General features: G+C 62.7%; 21 protein-coding genes. 11 read left to right on the forward strand and 10 right to left on the reverse strand.

All coding sequences use genetic code 11. From position 1 onward, the window contains the following. Positions 1–4: 4 nt before the first annotated feature. From GKIL_RS15765 to GKIL_RS15785, 5 genes are all read left to right on the forward strand, one after another. Positions 5–460 (forward strand): EVE domain-containing protein, encoded by a 456-nt coding sequence (locus tag GKIL_RS15765; RefSeq protein WP_023174744.1) that lies wholly within the window; start codon positions 5–7, stop codon positions 458–460. Positions 461–506: 46 nt separating this feature from the next. After that, on the forward strand, positions 507–1,157 hold the full coding sequence (locus GKIL_RS15770; protein ID WP_023174745.1) for a HEAT repeat domain-containing protein: 651 nt from the start codon (positions 507–509) through the stop codon (positions 1,155–1,157). A gap of 222 nt (positions 1,158–1,379) precedes the next feature. Then, a complete protein-coding gene (mnmL, locus tag GKIL_RS15775; protein WP_023174746.1) occupies positions 1,380–2,324 on the forward strand; it encodes a tRNA modification radical SAM protein MnmL/YtqA in 945 nt (314 codons plus the stop codon). A 52-nt stretch (positions 2,325–2,376) separates the two neighbouring features. Further along, positions 2,377–2,817 (forward strand): photosystem I reaction center subunit XI, encoded by a 441-nt coding sequence (locus GKIL_RS15780; RefSeq protein WP_023174747.1) that lies wholly within the window; start codon positions 2,377–2,379, stop codon positions 2,815–2,817. Between the two features lie 14 nt (positions 2,818–2,831). Next, positions 2,832–4,331, forward strand: coding sequence for a bifunctional ADP-dependent NAD(P)H-hydrate dehydratase/NAD(P)H-hydrate epimerase (locus tag GKIL_RS15785; protein ID WP_023174748.1), 1,500 nt, complete (start codon positions 2,832–2,834; stop codon positions 4,329–4,331). A gap of 6 nt (positions 4,332–4,337) precedes the next feature. Here the strand turns inward: GKIL_RS15785 and clpS are convergent, their stop codons facing one another. Both clpS and psb35 read right to left on the reverse strand, forming a co-directional pair. Then, positions 4,338–4,625 (reverse strand): ATP-dependent Clp protease adapter ClpS, encoded by a 288-nt coding sequence (gene clpS, locus GKIL_RS15790; RefSeq protein WP_023174749.1) that lies wholly within the window; start codon positions 4,623–4,625, stop codon positions 4,338–4,340. A 51-nt stretch (positions 4,626–4,676) separates the two neighbouring features. Beyond that, positions 4,677–4,847 carry a photosystem II assembly protein Psb35 gene (psb35, locus tag GKIL_RS24265; protein ID WP_023174750.1) on the reverse strand — a complete coding sequence of 57 codons (171 nt, stop codon included), beginning with the start codon at positions 4,845–4,847 and terminating at the stop codon, positions 4,677–4,679. A 179-nt stretch (positions 4,848–5,026) separates the two neighbouring features. On the opposite strand from psb35, the gene GKIL_RS15795 reads away from it, so the two are divergent. Then, positions 5,027–5,725 carry a lysophospholipid acyltransferase family protein gene (locus GKIL_RS15795; RefSeq protein WP_187293829.1) on the forward strand — a complete coding sequence of 233 codons (699 nt, stop codon included), beginning with the start codon at positions 5,027–5,029 and terminating at the stop codon, positions 5,723–5,725. Beyond that, positions 5,722–6,456 (forward strand): alpha/beta fold hydrolase, encoded by a 735-nt coding sequence (locus tag GKIL_RS15800; protein WP_023174752.1) that lies wholly within the window; start codon positions 5,722–5,724, stop codon positions 6,454–6,456. The genes GKIL_RS15795 and GKIL_RS15800 overlap by 4 nt, the downstream gene beginning before the upstream one ends. Here the strand turns inward: GKIL_RS15800 and GKIL_RS15805 are convergent. The 4 genes from GKIL_RS15805 to GKIL_RS15820 form a co-directional block, all read right to left on the reverse strand. Next, positions 6,453–7,184 carry a hypothetical protein gene (locus GKIL_RS15805; RefSeq protein ID WP_023174753.1) on the reverse strand — a complete coding sequence of 244 codons (732 nt, stop codon included), beginning with the start codon at positions 7,182–7,184 and terminating at the stop codon, positions 6,453–6,455. The genes GKIL_RS15800 and GKIL_RS15805 overlap by 4 nt on opposite strands. Positions 7,185–7,322: 138 nt before the next feature. Continuing rightward, complete coding sequence (locus tag GKIL_RS15810) at positions 7,323–7,880, reverse strand: hypothetical protein (protein WP_023174754.1); 558 nt, start codon at positions 7,878–7,880, stop codon at positions 7,323–7,325. A 171-nt stretch (positions 7,881–8,051) separates the two neighbouring features. Next, positions 8,052–9,431, reverse strand: coding sequence for a nicotinate phosphoribosyltransferase (locus GKIL_RS15815; protein WP_023174755.1), 1,380 nt, complete (start codon positions 9,429–9,431; stop codon positions 8,052–8,054). A gap of 92 nt (positions 9,432–9,523) precedes the next feature. Further along, a complete protein-coding gene (locus tag GKIL_RS15820; RefSeq protein WP_023174757.1) occupies positions 9,524–10,552 on the reverse strand; it encodes a bifunctional nicotinamide-nucleotide adenylyltransferase/Nudix hydroxylase in 1,029 nt (342 codons plus the stop codon). 123 nt (positions 10,553–10,675) lie between these two features. Between GKIL_RS15820 and GKIL_RS15825 the strand changes: the two genes are divergently transcribed. The 4 genes from GKIL_RS15825 (at position 10,676) to GKIL_RS22870 (ending at position 13,036) form a co-directional block, all read left to right on the forward strand. Beyond that, positions 10,676–11,281, forward strand: a complete 606-nt coding sequence (locus GKIL_RS15825; RefSeq protein ID WP_023174758.1) for a hypothetical protein — start codon at positions 10,676–10,678, stop codon at positions 11,279–11,281. After that, the gene (gene pyrF, locus GKIL_RS15830; protein WP_023174759.1) at positions 11,281–11,997 is read left to right on the forward strand and encodes an orotidine-5'-phosphate decarboxylase; all 717 of its coding nucleotides are present in this window, start codon (positions 11,281–11,283) and stop codon (positions 11,995–11,997) included. Before GKIL_RS15825 ends, pyrF begins: the two co-directional genes overlap by 1 nt. Beyond that, positions 11,994–12,524, forward strand: coding sequence for a hypothetical protein (locus tag GKIL_RS15835; RefSeq protein WP_023174760.1), 531 nt, complete (start codon positions 11,994–11,996; stop codon positions 12,522–12,524). Before pyrF ends, GKIL_RS15835 begins: the two co-directional genes overlap by 4 nt. A 125-nt stretch (positions 12,525–12,649) precedes the next feature. Then, a complete protein-coding gene (locus tag GKIL_RS22870; RefSeq protein ID WP_023174761.1) occupies positions 12,650–13,036 on the forward strand; it encodes a cupredoxin domain-containing protein in 387 nt (128 codons plus the stop codon). Positions 13,037–13,047: 11 nt separating this feature from the next. Here GKIL_RS22870 and GKIL_RS15845 read toward each other — a convergent pair whose 3' ends face one another. The 4 genes from GKIL_RS15845 to GKIL_RS15860 all read right to left on the reverse strand — a co-directional run bounded on the left by GKIL_RS15845 (position 13,048) and on the right by GKIL_RS15860 (position 18,464). Continuing rightward, a complete protein-coding gene (locus tag GKIL_RS15845; protein WP_023174762.1) occupies positions 13,048–13,500 on the reverse strand; it encodes a hypothetical protein in 453 nt (150 codons plus the stop codon). A gap of 6 nt (positions 13,501–13,506) precedes the next feature. Continuing rightward, complete coding sequence (locus GKIL_RS15850) at positions 13,507–15,702, reverse strand: cation:proton antiporter domain-containing protein (protein WP_023174763.1); 2,196 nt, start codon at positions 15,700–15,702, stop codon at positions 13,507–13,509. Between the two features lie 248 nt (positions 15,703–15,950). Further along, positions 15,951–17,186, reverse strand: a complete 1,236-nt coding sequence (locus tag GKIL_RS15855; RefSeq protein WP_023174764.1) for a M16 family metallopeptidase — start codon at positions 17,184–17,186, stop codon at positions 15,951–15,953. Positions 17,187–17,192: 6 nt separating this feature from the next. Beyond that, complete coding sequence (locus GKIL_RS15860; RefSeq protein ID WP_023174765.1) at positions 17,193–18,464, reverse strand: M16 family metallopeptidase; 1,272 nt, start codon at positions 18,462–18,464, stop codon at positions 17,193–17,195. Positions 18,465–18,481: the final 17 nt, after the last annotated feature.

An 18,481-nucleotide genomic window follows, 5' to 3' on the forward strand; every position in this document is an offset into this window, starting at 1 on the left:
GCGGATGGCCTACTGGCTTTTTAAAAGTGAGCCGGGCGTTTTTTCGCTCAGCGATCTCAAGGCCGCTCCCACCGACTGGAGCGGCGTGCGCAACTACCAGGCCCGCAACTTTATGCTCACGATGCAGTTGGGGGATGGGGGATTTTTCTACCACAGCAACAGCAACCCCCCCGGCATCGTCGGTACCGTCGAGGTGGTGCGCACCGCCTACCCCGACCCGACCGCCCTCGATCCAAAAAGTCCGTACTACGACCCGCGCTCGACCCTCGAAAAACCGATCTGGCAGATGGTCGATATCGCCTTTCGCTCCGCCTTTGCCGAGATCGTCGCCCTCGATCGGCTGCGCGCCACGGCTGGGCTTGAGCAGATGCTGCTTCTGCGCCGGGGCAACCGCCTTTCGGTGATGCCTGTGAGCGCTGCTGAGTGGCGGATCATCTTGAATCTGGCGGGCCCATCGTAGGCTTCGGGGGGTGAGTTAAGATGCCAGAGGCAAACGGGAGAGAAGCGTGGAAACTCCGGAGCAAAAACTGGCCAGCGCGGACGTTGGCGATCGGCTGAGCGCTGTGAGCGCCCTGCGGGAGGTACCGGCGGAGCGCTCGGTGCCCCTGCTGGTGCAGGCCGCTCAAGATAGCAATGCCCGCGTGCGCTACGCCGCTATCAGTCTGCTTGGTCAAAAAGAAGATACTTCGGTGCTGGAGCTACTGCGGACCACCCTCAAGACGGACCCCGAATTTGACGTGCGCGCCGCCGCCGCCGCTGCCCTGGGCGACCTGCACGAGCGCCAGGCTTACGAGGATCTGGTGGAGGCGTACCACCGCGAGAGCGAATGGCTGGTGCGCTTTAGCTGCGTCGCTGCCTTAGGAGAACTGGGCGATCCTCGGGCGGTCGATCTCCTGGTCGAAGCCCTCGCAGGCGACGCGCTGGTGCGCACCGTCGCCGCCGGTGCCCTCGGACAACTGGGGGATCCCAGGGCGGTGCCGGCGCTCATCACATATCTAGGCGACGAAGATTGGCAATTACGCTTTCGGATCGCCCAGGCGCTCGGCGAGTTGGGCGGAGAGCAGGCCCGCGCTGCGCTCGAAAAACTGGCTGCCGATCCCAGCGAGCCGGTGCGCTCGACCGCCAGCTACGCCCTCGCTCAGTTGAGCGAAAAATAACGACACGATTCCTCCCCGCAGGCGAGAGAAATTTCTTAAAAAAAACTATTGCTTTCCCAAAATGTAGTTTCGGGAACAACTTTCCTAGGACTGGATGCGTGAGCATCAAGGTGGTTCTCCTTATACTCTGACACTCCCCCTTGGGGAGTTTTTTTTGTCCGGACTCCCTGGGCCTGCTGAAGGACCGTGGCACGATAGAAGCGGTGAGCACGTCCAACGGTCATGTCCGAGTCACTGCCCTACAACCAGTTCAGCCGCCACCTGCGGGAGCGCTTTGGCGAGAAGGTCTTCAAAGTGACCCTCGACGCCGGTTTTGACTGTCCGAACCGCGACGGCACCCGAGCGCGGGGGGGCTGCACCTTCTGCGACGCCTCCGGCTCCTCCGCCCAGGTGGCACCGCCCACGGTGCCGCTCTTAGAACAGTTGCAGATCGGCATGGCAGGCTGGCAGCGCAAGTTTGGCGAGCGGGCGCGCAAATTTGTCGCCTACTACCAGGCGTTTACCAACACCCACGCCCCCCTGTCGCGCTTAGAAGAAGTCTACCGGATCGGCCTGGAGCATCCCGACTGCGTCGCGCTCGCTGTCGGCACCCGTCCGGACTGCGTGGCCGAGCCGGTACTCGAACTGCTCCAGCAGATGGCCCACCAAAAATATCTCTGGGTGGAGTACGGCCTGCAGAGCGCCCACGACGCCACCCTCCAGCGCATCAACCGCGCCCACAGCGTCGCCGAATTCGTCGATGCGGTCCGCCGCACCCGACAGCGCGGCATCGAGGTCTGCGCCCATCTCATCCACGGCCTGCCCGGCGAGACGCCCAAGATGATGCTCCAGTCGGTGGATCTGCTCGCAGATCTAGAAGTCGAGGGGATAAAGATCCACTCGCTGCACATCCTCAAAGGCTCGATCATGGCAGGCCAGTACCTGCGGGGGGAGATCGAACTGATGAGCGAGCAGCAGTACGTCGGCTCAGTCTGCGACTCGCTGGAGCGCCTACCGCCTCAGACCTGGATTCACCGGCTCACCGGCGATGGGCTGCCGCACCTGCTCATCGCCCCCGAGTGGTCGCGCCACAAGCGGGCAGTGCTCACCGCAATCGAACAGGAAATGCGTAGACGCGGCACCCGACAGGGATCGCAGTATCTATTAAGGAGTGTTGCGGGTCGATAGCGGCGGCAAACGAACGACGTAGGATCATCGAGACGCTCGAGGAATAGCAATCATGACCCTGGCACGCTATGTCTACACGCCGGACCCCCAGGAGGGAACGCTGCTCACGCCGATCAACAATTCCCAGGCGGTGCGCTGGTTTATCGACAATCTGCCCATCAACCGGCAGGGTATGGATGAATTCACTCGCGGTCTGGAAATTGGCCTCGCCCACGGGTACTGGCTTTTAGGGCCCTTTGCCCTGCTTGGTCCGCTGCGCAACACGGAGCTGGGGCTGGTGGCGGGGCTGCTCTCGGCCATCTCGCTGGTCTTGATCTCGACGATCGGGCTGTCGGGTTACGCCTCGCTCACCACCGATCCGCCCGTCTTTGACCGCAAGGGCTGGAGCCGTCTGGCCGGTGGCTTTTTAATTGGCGGTGCGGGCGGTGCGATCTTCGCTTTTGTGCTGCTGCAGTTCTTCCCGCTGCTCTCGGCGATCGCCAAGATTCCCTGAAAAAGCCAGCTTCGATGGTTGCCCTCAGCCGCAGTTGCCTGGTAAGTGCCCAGGCAATGGAGCAGGTCGAATCGACTATCTTCGCCGGCGGTTTGCCGGTCGAAGCGTTGATGGAAAAGGCTGGTCTGCGGCTGGTCCAGGCGATCGAGCGCGACTTTGCTCTGAGCCGTTACAGCCGCATCGGCGTACTGGTCGGGCCCGGCCACAACGGCGGCGACGCGCTGGTGGTGGCCCGCGAGCTGTTGCTCGCGGGCCGCACGGTCTTTGCCTACTGCCCCAGAACACCGGCAAAACCCCTCACCGCCTCTCACCTGCGCTACTTTCAGTCATTGGGAGGCAGTGTGAGCGAGGGAGAAGCCCTCGATGGGCAGGCGGATCTGTGGATCGACGGGCTCTTTGGCTTTGGCCTGACCCGGCCAGTCACTTCTCCCTACGCCCAGATCATCGATCGCATCAACGCGAGTGGTGAGCCAATCGCCGCAATCGACCTGCCTTCAGGTCTATCGAGCGACGGGGCAGTGCTGGGCACGGCGATCCGGGCTCGGCGCACCTACTGCCTGGGCCTCTGGAAGCGGGGACTGTGGCAGGATGCAGCGCTGCCTTACCTGGGCAGCGCTGAACGCCTCGATCTGGGCATCCGCGACAGCCAGATTCAAATGCCGATCGCCGAGCACCTGCTGCTGCCGGAGATGGCCCGGAGCTATCTGCCCCTCAGCCGCCCGCCCCTCGCCTACAAGTACAGCGTCGGCACGGTGCTCGCCATCGCCGGATCGCACCAGTACAGCGGTGCGCCCCTGCTCGTCGCCCTGGGAGCCCGCGCCGGTGGCCCCGGTATGCTCTATCTGGCCGTGCCCGAATCGCTGCCACAAAGGCTCAGCCCCGAATTGCCGGAGGCGATCTTTTATCCCTGCCCCGAGGCGGCCAACGGCACGATCGCCGATCTGCCCCTGGATCTGGGCAAGTTCGATGCGGTTGTCTGTGGCCCTGGCCTCGGCAAGATCGATCCAAAGCTGGTGGAGCGCGTCGTGGGCGAGACAAAAGGCGCTCTGCTCCTCGATGCCGACGCTTTGAACGTTCTCGCAGACGGCCTTCTCGCTGCACTCACTAGCCGCAGGGCACCGACGGTGCTCACCCCCCACGCCGGTGAATTCAAGCGCCTCTTTGGCGACATCGATCTGGGCGATCGGCTCACCGCCGCCTCGGAGGCAGCCCGGCGCAGCGGTGCCTGGATCGTCCTCAAAGGTGCCCGCAGCGTCGTCGCGAGCCCAGAAGGTTCTGTGTGGGTCAATACCGGCGGCTCAAGCGCCCTTGCCAGGGGCGGCTCCGGCGATGTGCTCTCCGGCCTGGCCGGGGCGCTCCTTGCCCAGAGCCACAATGAAACCCAAAAAGCCATGCTCGCCGCCGTCTGGTGGCACGCCGCCGCCGGCGAATGGCTGGCCGGGCAACACACCGTCCTGGGCGTCGATCCGCGCACCCTCGCCCTCGGGCTTTTGCCTTTTTTGGTCGCAAGCTGAGAGGCTTTAACCCTGCTCCAGCGGTGCCATCGTCAGACCCTCGCGGCCCAGTTGTTCGTGATACAGTTCTGCCTGTTCGAGCGGCCCTGCCCAGACAATCGCCTGCCCCTCGAAGTGGACTTGATTGGTCAACTTCCAGGCCCGATCGGGGGTCATGTGGGGAATATGCTTCACAAGGCAGTTTGCGACGTGCTGGAAGGTGTTGAAGTCGTCGTTGAGGACGATCACCTTCCAGGGCTTGTAAGCTTTGGGCGCTGTCTCCGGCTTGGTTGGGGCAACCGTTGGGCTCGGCATCGCTTTTGGCCTCACTGCACCTCTGCCCATTTTAGAACGTGGGCTTTGCTCCTATCCTTGATCGCCCGTCTGCTCCAGGCTTTTGGGGGTCATCTTTCTGACCCAACCGGGCGTTTCTGCCCCTTCCCAGCCCGCCGGTTTTTTGGAGCTGTACCAGGCAATCGAGCCGAGAGTCACGCCTGCCACCAGCCCCGCTGCCATCAAAGCCCAGAAAATAACCATATGCCCTCTCGGCGAAACAATCTTTTGTATCAATCCTAGAATAAATGTGAAGAAGTGATCGCGATTTGGCGCGACGGGCCGCTGTTAGGATGGGTGAACGTTTGTCTTGCTCCGCCTTGCCGTCGATGGATCTTGCTCTAGGGCTTCCGGCTTTTTCTCAGCGGTCGCTGGCTTCCTGGATGCTCGAATTGTTTCGCACCCAGGTACACGTCACCTACCAGCAGCCCCTGCCGGCCCACGAGGGCTGTCTTTTGGTGGTGAGCGGCCACCGCAGCTTTCTCGATGCGCCGGTATTGCTCTGGGGGATGGGCAGGCCGATCCGGCTGGTCTGCCACCACTATCTGGGGCAGGTGCCCCTCGTCAACGAACTGGTGCGGCAGTTGGGCGGCTTTCATATGGGGCCGCAGGGCCAGGGCTGGTCACAGCTTTTTGCGCGCGCCGCCGGTTTTTTGCAGGCAGGCACCCATGTCGCCATCTTTCCGGAAGGAGCCCAACTGATCACAACCGCCAGCCGACCGGCCCAGGTTGCCCGCTTTCGGCGCGGCTTTGCCCATCTGGCGCTGCGCAGCGGCATCGTCGGTCTGCCGGTTGTGCCGGTGGCGATCGTGAGCCGCCGCGAGGCGAGTGGTCCGCTCGTGCCGCTGCGCCTTTTGAGCCTGTTCGATCAAAGCGAGCCGATGTTTCAGCGCTCAGGCTGGCACCCTTACGTCGTCTACGAACAGGTCGAGTTGCGCGTCGGCTCTCCCCGGCGTCTGGTAGCGGACGAGTTCGAGCGCTACCGCAGCGGCGAGGCAGCGGCGGTGACGGCGGCGCTGGCAAGCGAGATGGAGCAGGCGGCGCGGCAACTGACTGCCAGTGGGGCGACCCACCCGTGGTGAGCGAGCGTCCTTTGCTCCTCTATCTGCCCGGCCTCGACGGCACAGGCAAGCTTTTTTATCGCCAGGAGATCCACCTCGCTCCCTACTGCGATGTCGTGGCGCTTTCTATCCCGATCGACGATCTGGGGGACTGGCAGAGCCTGGTAGTGCGGGTGCGGGAGCTATTGCCTGCCGACAGGCGGCCTGTGCTGCTTTGCGGCGAGTCCTTCGGCGGTTGCCTGGCCCTGATGAGCGCCCTTGCCTATCCGGAGGCTTTTGACGCGCTGGTGCTCGTCAATCCAGCCACCGCCTGGCGGCGGCAGAACTGGCTGGTGCAGGGTTCCCACTGGCTGAGTCTGTTGCCCACCGTATCGCTGCAGGTAGCAGCTCTCGTCTTTCTGCCTTTTTTGAGCGCTGTCAATCGCCTTACCCCCGCCGACCGGCGCACGCTGCTCGCGACGGTGCGGCTGGTACCGCGCGAAACGATTCTGCACCGGCTGCAGCTACTTGAGCAGTGCAACCTCGACGCAGATCTGGAGCGATTGACGCTGCCGGTGCTGCTACTGGGCGGGCGGATGGACCGGCTGCTGCCCTCGCTGAGCGAGACGCATTTTTTAGAGGAGCGCCTGCCCAACGCCCAGCGCGAGGTGCTGCCCCACAGCGGTCACGCCGCCCTGCTCGACAGCGACCTCAACCTTGCCGATTATCTGCTGCGCCACGGACTGCTGCCCCAGCCCGCCGAGGCGGGTTAACGGCTCTCCTGCTGGGTATCCGGGGACCAGAAGCGGGTCACACCGTCGCTTGTCTCGACGAGGGTGCGGCCATCGGGGCTATAGCTGAGCTGGGCCGTCCAGCTGCTGCTGGGGTAGGGCACCGGGGTGATGAGCCGTCCATCGGGCAGGCTGCTCAGGTAGCCGACCATCGAGCTGGTCGATCCGAGCGGCTCGCCAAACCAGAACAGCTCGGTCACCGTCACCGAGCGCACGCCCGCCGGGAGGGCAGGCAGGTTGTTGTCGAGGTCGCGGACGGTCTCGACTGCCCTCTGGGCCACGTCGAGGGGCGCTGTCGTGTACTCGGGCAGCAGACGAGCGTTGTAGACATGGCCGTCGGCATCGATGTCGTAGGCGACCACCGTGTACTCGTTGCCCCCCGACTCGTTGAAGTAAATATCGTGATAGTGCCGGATCTGCCGCGACAACTCCAGGTTAAACGTGCTCAAACTCTGCTCACAAGGAACCGTTTCTGCCTCAGAGCGAAACAGCGCCGCCAGGGCGTCCGGCAAAGCGAGGGCGCTCTGGCCCCAGCGCACCAGCTTGAGGGGATTGAACGTGTCGCGCAGCTCAAGCCAGCCTGCGTCGGCGAGGGCGCGAGCGGTCTGCTCGGGGGTATGGACGGCCATCCAGCGGACAGCAAAAGGGGAAAGGGCAAAAACCAGGCTCAAAGCCAACAGCGGCCTGACGGCGGGGCGCAGATGGTTCATCACAAAATCTCCCGGCAGTTTTCTTCCTGACAAAATACTACACACTGACTCTCGATTCTTCACCCCCCTGAGCGGGCGGAAATCGGCCAACAAAAAGCGCCCCTGGCCCAGGAGCGCTTTTGTAGATCCAGCAAGAGCTTACCGGGGCTTCTCGCTCATCGAGCCGGAATCCGGCTTGCTCTGGATGTCGCGGCCCGGCTGGGCATCGCCCTTCGGACGGCTGTAGCGCGACGGGTTGAGGTTTGGATCGACGTTGCTGGTACCGGAGGGCGGCTCGGCAACCACAGCGCTGTCGGGCCGGCTCTGGTTCTCGGGCAGGTCGGTCGTCTGGGTCACCGGGACGCGGTCGGCGTCCTTGCCCGATCTGACCTTGTCCTGCTGCATCTGGCTCGTCCTGGGCGGCTTGGTGCTGCTCGGATAGGTCGTCGTGCCCTTCTGCATCGTCTTGTCTTTTTCCATCCGCGTCATATCGCCGGTCCTGTCGGGCCGCTCAGCGGACGGTGTACCGGCGTAGGGCGTGGCATCGGTCCGGCTCTCGTCGGTCGGTCCATTTTGATCGTTAGTCGGATTGGCGCGGGGGTTATCTGTCTGCGTCGTCGTCGGCTTACCCGTCGGCGTGTTCGTCGTCTGGGCAAATCCGGGAGCTGTCGCCAGCAGCAGACCTGCAGCCACCGCACCGACAAATTGAATCTTCATAATTCCTCTTCGCTAAGGCGCTAGGAAACTTCTTTTTGCATGGTCGCCCAGAGTAAAACAGATAGACTCTTTCTCAGGTTGGAAGCTGATTGCAGCCTGGCGGTCCATAAGAAGGAGCTTCCTGCAAACGGGGGTGGCGCAAAATGCATCGTGTAGTGAAAGTTTTGCGGCTCAGGCTCCGGCGCGGGAGCGCACGTCGTTCAGGGTGTACTCGCGGCACACCTCGCCATCTTCAAAGACGGTGACCAGTTCGCTGGTGGGCAACGGCTCGCTGCCGGTGAGGCGCACCGTGGTGTACTCGCCGTTGGCGTCGCGGACGAGATCGAGGCGGCCCTGTTTGCTGCGCTTGCCCGGATCGGTGATCGGGTCTTTGAAGACGGGCAGTGAGCGGCCATCCACTTCGACCTCGGAGACTTTCATCGCAAACTTGAGCGTGTCGCGGTTGAGCACCTGCAGGAGTTGCCCGCCCATGCCGAAGGCAATGTTGGAGGCGCTGAAGCCGAGTTTGAGAGCGGTTTCGAGCACCTCGGCCAGTGTGTCGTGATCGACGCCGTCGCCCTGGATGACCCGCACGTGGTTGAGCAGTTTGTAGCCTTTGGAGTTGATTGTGCTCCCGAACTGGTTGTCGAGAATGTTGAGTACCCGGCTCACGACGATAGCCGGAATACCGGAGTCAGGACGAATGACGACCGTGGCACCGGATTGCTCAATCTGAGAGCGCAGATCGCCGCCCCAGAGGTTGCGCACGGCGTTCCAGAGGTCGTAGGAGTCGGAGACGACCGCCAGGGTCGCCCCCGGCCTGGCAAAGCGACCCAGCATGTTGCGGTAGGCGTCCACCTCGCGCTCGCGCCCCCAGGCGATGATCGTCGAGTGCTCCGCCGCCGGGATCGAGAAGGCGGCCATCGGCTGGTGGTAATAATGGTTGGCGTAGCGCACCCCAATCGCCGTGTCGGAGCCTTGAAAGTTGACCAGATGGGCCATGCCGCCGATGCCCGCCGATTCGCTGCTGGAGACGCCCCGCGAGCCAAAATCGTGCAACTTGAAGGCGATCTCACTTTCTGGTTCGTCGGCGCTCTTGTCGAGGTACTCGCGGATGGTCTGCTTGAGATACCAGCTGCGGGTGGCGACGGTAATCGGATACCAGACGCGCAGCAGCAGCGTCTCCAGGTAGGTGACCAGCCAGAAGACCGCCGGATCGGTCGATTCGATCGTCACCAGCGCGTTGTGGACCGGGACGACGCTGCCCTCGCTCACCGCCCGGATCCGCACCGGCAGCTTTCCGCCCCGCTCCCGGACAATGTAGGACCAGCCCTCGTAGTTGAAGGGCAGCCCGTGGGCCGCAAAAAAATCTTTTGCTTCCTCGACCATCCACTGCTCGACGGGACGGCTGAGATATTCCTTGAGCAGGTACTGCAGACCAAAAAAGACCGTGTTCGGGTAGCGCCCGCCCCGCGACTCGATGTAGGCAAACAGCGATGTCGTTCCAGGCGGGTACTGCAGGTAGTGCGAAGCCTTGTAGCTGTCGGTATCGAGGACGAGGTTGTACTGCATGACGATGGTTCCTTTCCCACTCCGGGATGGTGGTGAGCCGCTTCGGTCTATCCGGCGGCAGTCTGGCAATTACGGCGATAGCGGAAGCTACCTCAGACTCTGCTTACGAAGTGCTGAATGATCGCAAAGTGGTCCTCGAAGAAATGATCCTCGTGGACGTAGAGATCGGCGAGCGACATCCACAGCGCCTTGTCAGCATCGTCGCCCCCTTTGACCGCCGGCAACTTGCCCGCCTTGAGCTGGATGAAGTAGGCGTGGGTGATCGTCCGGCCCCGCAGCGAACGACCGGGGTTATCGAAGACGTGGCTATCGACGATCGAACCGCGCAGGACCGGCACCGGCACCTTGAGGCCCGTCTCTTCTTTGAGTTCGCGCAGCATCCCCTCCAGCAGGGTCTCGTCTTGATCGACGAAGCCCCCCGGCAGGGCAAAAAGGCCGTGGCCAGGGTGGGCCTTGCGCCGGACGATGAGCACGTGGCCGGACTGGACGACGACGGCATCGACGGTGACGAAGGTGGGCGGATACGGAGCCACCGACCAGGCTTTTTTGTAGTTCTGGATAAAGGTGTACTCGCCGCACAGTTCCTCGAACAGTGGGTCGCTTTGAAAAGTGCTCAGGTTCACCTGCACACCGACCGGCAGTTTGTCGAAGTAACTCGCTTCGGGGGCGCGGCTCAAGTAGGCGGCCCGGATATCGGTGGAGTGAATGTCGCGGTAGTTGCCGGTCTCGATGTAGCTCCACTGCGGAAAGCTATCGAGGTAGTAGGAGCTTTCGTCCTTGCGGTGGCCGATGATCGCCACGGCGCTGTCGTCGTCGGCGATGGCGAGCACTTTTTGCTGAATATCGGCTACCCAGAGGTTGTCGCTGTAGAGCTGGTCGCGCACCGGTACAAAGTGAATGCGCGCCAGCAGCTCCGGCTCGTCCTTGAGGGTCTGGCGGATCATCTGCTCCCGCTGGGCCGAGGTCCAGGGGTTCTTGATATTCGGTGCCGTCCGGTGGCTGCCGATAACGATAATCAGCCTTTCGGCTTCCTCCAGGGCAATGCGCACACTCTGAAGGTGGCCGAGATGAAACGGCTGAAAGCGACCAATATAGATGCAAAAGTCGTATTTTTTGCGCATCGCAGGCTCCCTGTGATGAAAAAATCCTCTCTCCGAGGATTAAAATCACATTCCCACAGGCGGCCCATAATTGCAAGGGCTGAGCGAACTGGTACCCTGAAGGGAGGCTTTGATCTCGACTGAATGTCTGTTTCCCCGAGGCTGCTTCAACTTTTTCGTGAGCGGCACCCGACCGGCACCGTCGTCGCCGAGTTGTTGCGCTTTGACGCCGGGGCGTACACCGTCCGCGCCGAGGTGCGCATCGACCGCAACTGGGTGCTCGCCTCGGGCCTGGCTGTTCACGCCGACATCGAAAAGGCCGAGGAGCGGGCGATCGAGCGGGCCTTGCAGGTGGCCGGATTTGCCCTGTTCGACCAGCGTGGACGCGAGCCGACGGGCGATTCTTTTGCCCTGCCGTCTGCCCCGGCCCGGCCAGGCGAGGTGAACCACGCCCCCACCAACGGTTCTCTGCCCGTCTACGAAGAAGAAGCGCCGTCGCTGCTCGCGAGCAGCAACGGCCACAGCTACGAGTTGGAGCCGCCGGTGGACCTCTCGGACCTGCTTGCCCAGACCGACGTGCAGATGCAGCGCATCGGCTGGAGTTCAAAGGAAGGGCGCGACTACCTGCAGCGGACCTTCGGCAAAAATACGCGCTCGCAGTTGGAGGCAGGCGAGTTGCAGGCGTTCTTGCGCCACCTCAAGTCCCAGCCCAACCACCTGCCCCGCCGCAATCAACCGGCACCATTCTGATGATTCCAGTTGCCGAACGGATCATTGTCGCCCTCGATGTGCCCGACGCCCCGACGGCCTGGCAGTGGGTGCAGCGCCTGCCCCAGGTCCGCTTCTGGAAAGTCGGCCTTGAGCTGTTTGTTGCCGCCGGCCCCGGACTGGTGAAAGATCTCAAGGCTCAGGGACTGCGGGTGTTTCTCGATCTCAAGTTGCACGATATTCCCAACACGGTCGCCGGAGCCTGCCGCCGGGTGACGCACCTGGGAGCGGACTTGCTCACCGTTCACGCCGCCGGTGGCACCGCCATGCTGAGGGCGGCAGCCGATGCGTGTGCGAGGGAAGCGGAGCACCTGGGCATCCCCGCTCCAGCGGTGCTCGCCGTCACCCTGCTCACCAGTCTGGACGAGACAGTTCTAAAAGATGAGCTGCTCATCGAGCAGAGCCCAACCGATTACGTCGCCCACCTGGCCGGTCTTGCCCTGGCGGGGGGCGTTCCAGGGATCGTCTGTTCTCCCCACGAAGCGGAGGCGGTGCGTGCCCGGCTCGGCGACAAATTGCTCATCGTCACCCCCGGCATCCGGCCTGCCGGTGCCGAGGTCGCCGACCAGCGCCGGACCTGCACACCCCTCCAGGCGATCCGAGCGGGGGCCGATTATCTGGTGGTGGGCCGGCCCGTGCTCGCCGCCCCCGATCCAGCCGCTGCCTTCGCGGCCATCGTCGAGGAGATTGCCCTGTGAAACCCAGGCTCATCCTCGCCCTCGCTGCCGGACTGCTACTGCTCAACGTTCTTGTTGCCCAGGCAGAAAATAGCCCGCTCGCGGTGGACGAACTTTCGACCCGGCTCACCGCAGCCTTGCCCGATTACGTCAACCGCGAGTACGCCCGAGCGCGCTCAGACTGGCATCTGGTGCTCACGAGCAACCCCCGCGTCGCCCACGGTCCGGGCGACAGCTACGCGATCGCCTTCGTCACCCTTGAGCGAATTTTTCAAAAGGGCCGGCTGGTGCCGGTGCTCATCGACCGCACGATCCGCGTCGCCCCGAGTGGTGGGCGCTGGTGGTTGAGCGATGTGCGCACCGTCTTTCGTCCGATTCCCGAAGCACTCGACAGCAAGCTCGGCCCCTACCTGGGCGATTATCCAAAACCCCAGTCCGACCCGCCCACCATCGACGCTCTGCCGCCTTACACGGTGGTCGAGAGTGCCTTCAGCAAGGCAGTCACTACCTGGCTGCGGGATATCCAGACAACCAGCGATCAGTACTAAAGAAAACGTTCATCGCCACTGGACGTTGACAAACAGTCGCCGCTTATTGATAATAACTTGCGGTAAGCGACGGGCTTTTCCGTCCCACCGGCCCGCTATCACCCGTTTTAACCAGGAGACACCTCATGCTGCGACGGTCTGTACCCGCCCTGCTGCTTGCTTTTGCTGCCTTTGCTTCGGCTGGGGTAGCTGCCGACATGAAAAAGCCGGTCGATGTCAAGATTACGCTCGGCGAATACACAGTCGAGTCATCGCTGACCAGCTTTGAGAAGGGCGTCCCTTATCACTTCATAATTGAGAATGCTGGACAAAGAGAACACGAGTGGATGATCATCCCGCGCAGCGAGCGCGATACCAAAAAGGCGCTCATCGAAGTCGAAGAAGACGATCTCAAGCCCGGTGCCACGGCGGTGCGCGACTTTACATTCAAAGAGGCAGGCGAGTTTGAATTCGCCTGCCACGTTGGTCGCCACTACTCGAAGGGCATGGTGCTCGCGATCACCGTCAAGTAACCCCGGAGAGTCTACTCGGCTTTTTTGGTTTCTCCTTCGATAGCGAGGGTGCGGCCTGCAAGGGCAACCTGGCCCTGCAGGCGGCCACCAGCCACGCTCGCTTCGAGGGTTACGGGTTGCTTTTCTTTGCAGGTGCCGAGGCTGATTCTGCCTGCGAGATGCACCTTTGCGGACTCGACCTGCCCGTGGAGCAGGCCGTTGCCCTTGAGGGCGCGGGTGAGCAGGTTCTTTTTGGCGTCGGCGGGCACGATGTCAGCTCCCAGGTAGCTGCCGGACTGGCCAACCACCAGCAGGGGCGGCTCGCTGAAGCAGTCGCCGGGTAGTCCCCTCACGACGTACTGGCCACCGATCGCCTCGGGGGCGCGCAGGTGGGTCGAACCGTAACTGGCGATAGCGCTGAAGGCGGCGACGATGAACCCGATCATGCCGATGTAGAGGGCGACGGTTTTGGGGTTGGCTTTCATGGCTGGCTACTCCGAGGCGGTGGTCACAATCGCCGGGCGCTCGCCGATGAGCGATTGCAGGTGGGGCGTCGCATCTTTGTGGTGCTTGACGATGAGAAGAGAAGTCTGGCAGCGGGTGGCCAGCTCGTCGGTGCTCTTACCGAAGATGTGGCGATCGAGGCCCCAGCGGGCGCTGGTGCCGACGACCAGCAGATCGGCGCTGCGGCTCGCTTCGACCGTATCGCTGAGCGGATCGCCCAGGATAGGCGAGACCTCGATCCCAAGGCGCTCCTGGAAAAGCGCAATCAGATCGCCCACCTCCCGGCTGAGGGCTACCGCCTGCAGCACCCGCAGACTCGCCCCACAGCCGAGGGCGAGGCGCAGGGCGATCTCGACGGCGAGCCGGTCGTGGATCGTGCCGGAGTAGGGAACGACAATCCGCGAGCGCGCTTCGAGTTTGAGACCCCGGTCGATGAAGACCGCCACATCGGCGGGGGCGGCTTCGAGGATGGGCCGCACATTGCCGCCCAGCAGATCCTGGGTGAAGGTGGGCCGGTGCCAGCCTAAGAGCACCAGGTCGGCGTGGTATGCCTGGGTGATCCGGCGGATGTCGCCGGGGATGTCGTCGGAGAGCTGGCTCATCGAATGCACCTGCTGATGCTTCACGATCACCCGCCGCACGAGAGCGTCGAGGCGCTCACGGCTCTGGCTTACCAGCTTCTCGGCCTGCTCCGGTAAACTCTCAAAGCTGTACTCGTCGCCCAATCGCACCAGGTTGACCGGATAGATGCGCGAGGCGGACGCCTCCGGCAGGGTGAGAGATTGGGCCATTTGCAACAGTCCCAGTTGGGAATCGGGGTTGGCCACCGGCACGACGATCGAATAGGTGCTTGCCGGATCGGCTGCCTGCAGGTAGACTTCTTCCTCCTCTTCGCTCACCACGCCGAAGCGGTCCTGGGGATAGATCCATTCGAGGATGGGGGTGGTGGCAAAGGTAGTCACCAGCGCCATGATCACCATCATCGCGAACAGGGCCGGGGAAATGACGCCCAGATCGAGGCCGATATTGAGGATGATCAGTTCCATCAGGCCACGCGTGTTCATCAGCACGCCGAGGGCAGAAGATTCGCGCCAGTTCAACCCCGAGAGTTTCGCCGAGAGGCTTGAGCCGCCGAACTTGCCCAGGGTGGCGGCGAGCACCACCAGGGCACAGTCGAGCCACAGCGAGGAGTTATTTAATAGACCGAACTGGGTGCGCAGGCCGGTGTAGGCAAAGAAAATCGGCAGCAAAAAGACGACTGTAAAATCTTCGGTCTTCTCGGCCAGATCGCGCACGAAGACGCGGCGCTGGGGCATGACCGCACCAAAGAGAAACGCGCCGAAGATATTGTGGATGCCGATGAGTTCTGTGATCGTGGCGGAGATGATGAGGCCAATAAAGATCACCGCTACCCACAGTTGCGTCAGCCGACCGTTGTTGCTCTTTTCGACAAAATCAGCCAGTTGGGCGAGCAGCGTGCGGCCAACGGTGAGCATAAAGCCGATATAGACCACTGCTAAAAGCGTCGTCGGCACCGCCCCCAGCAAGTCGCCCGAGCGCACCACCGAAATCACAAAGGCGAGCAGACACCAGGCAGTGACATCATCGACCGCCGCACAGGTGATGGCGATCGTTCCCAGATAAGTCTTGTGGAGGTTGCGCTCCGTCAGAATGCGCGCCAGGACCGGAAAGGCCGTCACCGACATCGCCGCGCCCATAAATAGCGAAAAGGACAAAAAGGGCACGGCACTGGTGGAGAGCGACTCGTAGAGGTAGAGCGCGAGCAATCCGCCCAAGAAAAAGGGCGCAATGATGCTCACATGGGAGACGACCACCGCCGCGTGGCCCTTGCCCTTGAGGTTGTCGCTGTTGAATTCAAGCCCCACCAAAAACATAAAGAACACCAGCCCGACCTGGGCGAGGATGTTCAAGTAGGGCAGCGTCTCAGGCGGAAACAGCTGCGCCGAGAGATCCGGGGCGATCAAGCCAAAAAACGACGGCCCCAGCAAAATACCGGCGACGATTTCGCCGATGACAAGGGGCTGGCTGATCTTTTTGAACAACAGCCCGACGCCCCGCGAGAGGGCGATGATGATGCCGATTTGAATCAGCAGCAACATGACGATGTTGGCTTCCGCCGGTGCCGCTGTCGCTGCCAGCAGGGGTGAGCTAGCGATCCACATAGACAGTTCCGCCCAGATGAGGACATTCTCAGGCTAGGGCTGTCTTCTTGCTGCAGGCTATACGACAGTGAGCGTATTGTGGATAGCTCTCTCCTCTTAGTGGCCTACGTCATCCAGCAGGTTCGATCGGCATCTGCCCATTTGGGGACGAGGTTTTTGGTCAGGCACTCAAAATCGCCAAACCTTTGCTGGAACTACTCAAGCCAGGGCAAACCGTGCATCGGTTTTACGAACTGCCAGGAGCAGAATCAGATCAACGCTGGCACTTCGGCGGGGCCGACCAGTGAGACGAGGGGTTCTGTGAAAGTGCGCTCGGCGGCGGCGCGCAGATCCTCGGGGCGCAGGCGGGCAATCGCCTCGGTATAGGTGCGATCAAAGTCGGCTCCCACCCCGATCGCCTCGTACCAGCCCCATAGCTGGCTCACCTGGCTGTTGGTCTGCTTGCCCAGGGCGTACTGGCCGAGAAACTTGTTCTTGGCGATCTGCAATTCTTCTTCGCTCAGGTCGATCTGGGTGAGCCGCTTTGCCTCGAAGCGCAGGCTCTGCTCGCAGGTGCGCGTATTTTCGGGGGCGGTGCCGATGTAGGTGACGAAGTGGGAGCGATCGACCCTGGTCGGGAAAAAGGCGGAGACTTCGTAGGCCAGACCGCGCTTTTCGCGCAACTCGGTAAATAGACGGCTCGAAAGGCCGTTGCCCAGGTAGGTGCCGATGAGCTTGAGGGCGGCAAAATCCGCTTCACCGACAGCCACCGCCGGATAACCCACCAGGACCATGCTCTGCTGGGTGGGCTGCACCGTCTGCACCGTTTGCTGAGCCGGGATCAAGACCGCAGAGGCCGGAGGCGTGGGCAGCGGCACCGCCGGAGCCTTCCAGCCCGCCAGGACCGCTTCGAGCTGCTCGACGACGGCCTCCGGTTCGACCGGGCCGACGCAGACAAAGATGGCGTTGTCGGGCCGGAAGTGAGTGCGGTAAAAAGCCAGCAACTGTTGGCGCTCGATCGCCTGGACGCTCTCCTCGGTGCCCAGTTCGGCAAAGGCGTAGGGATGCTCGCCGTAGAGGGCGCGGCGGAACTGGTTGTAGGCGACGGTAAAGGGACGCTCCTGCTGGGAGCGGATCGCCTGGAGGGTGACTTTGCGCTCGATCTCGATCTGCTCCGCCGGAAAGGTGGCTTCATTTAAGAGTTCGGCGGCGAGGGCCAGCAGGGCTGGAAAATCTTCGCCCAGGCTCTTTATCGAGAGCTGGAAGTAATCGGGGCTGCCGTCTGCTCCGAGCATCGCCCCGAGCGATTCGACGGCGTGGGCGATCGCCATCGAGTCGCGTCGCTGGGTGCCCTTGCTCAGCACCGAGGCTATCAGGTGAACGAGCCCCGGCTGGGTTTCGTGGCGGGAACCGGAACGGATAAAAAAGCGGGCGCTGACGATATCGACGGCAGGATTGGCAAGCACGAGCACGCGCAGGCCATTGCCGAGAACGGTACGAAACATGGCACCTCAGAGCGATTCAGGAAGCAGGCGCAAGACGACGGCCTTTTGCGGATCGATGTAGTGGCGGGCGATGCGCTGCAGGTCGGTGGGGCGCACCTTCTGCAGGTAAGCAGGATAATCCAGGGCCGTCTCAAGGGTGGCGACAGTGCTGTAGTAGCCGTAGAGCCCGGCCAGTTGGGCGGGGGCTTCGGTGTTAAAGACAAAGTCGTTGCGCAGGATGCGCACGGCCCGCCCTAACTCGTCGTCGCTCACCGGCTCATCGATTAACTGGGCAAGCTGCCCGCGCACTTCGGCTTCGACCGCCTCCAACCGCTGGTGATCGGCCTGGGCGGCGATTACGAACAGTCCCGGCTGCTTCTGGGGCATAAAGTACGCCTGGATCGAGCGCACCCAGCCTTTTTCTTCGCGCAGCGAGCGGACCAGCCGCGAGGTGCGCCCCTCCGCGAGGATGGTGGCGAGCACATCGAGGCCGATCGCCTCCTCGATGTCGGCGATGGGCGCTCCCTGCCAGGCCAGGAGGAGCCGGGGCTGCTCCAGCCGCGCCAGGGTATGGGTGTGTATACCCGGCGGCACCAGGGCCGGAGGCTGCTCTACGGAAGCTGGGATCGGCTGCCCGGCAAGATCGGCAAATTCGGCCTCACAGGCGGCGAGCATCCGCTCCTCGCTCACGCCGCCCACGATCACGGCGACCGTGTTGGCGGGCTGGTAGCGCTCGCGGTGGTAGGCGCGCATCTGATCGGCGCTCATCGCAAGCAAGCTCTCGGCGGTACCCAGCACCGGCCTGCCGTAGGGGTGATCCGGGTACATCGTGCGCGCCAGGATCTCAAAAGCCCGGCGGTCCGGGCTGTCGTGGGAGCGGCGGATCTCTTCGAGGACGACCAGCCGCTCGCGCTCGTACTCGTCGGGCGGGATCGCCGCTCGATTGACCAGCTCGACCAGGTACGGTAGCGCCGCCTCGAAGTGCTCGTTGGCGACGGTGATGTAGTAGTGGGTGTAGTCCTGGCTGGTAGCGGCGTTGGTCACCCCGCCCCGATTTTCGATCTGCGAATCGAAGACGCCGGGGCCGAGCTTCTCGGTGCCCTTGAAGATCATGTGCTCCAGAAAGTGAGACACCCCTGCCAGAGCCTCCGGCTCGGTCCGGGCTCCGGTGCGCACCCAGAGGTCACAGGTCACGGCAGCGGCAGTAGGAATCGAACGCAAGATCAAAGTCAGCCCGTTGGGCAGGGTGCGGACGGTGCCCGCAAAGTTCTGAACGGTAGTCGATGGAGTCGCAATCATCTTTTCATCCTAACGTT

The organism is Gloeobacter kilaueensis JS1 (assembly GCF_000484535.1).
Classification (GTDB): Bacteria; Cyanobacteriota; Cyanobacteriia; order Gloeobacterales; family Gloeobacteraceae; genus Gloeobacter; species Gloeobacter kilaueensis.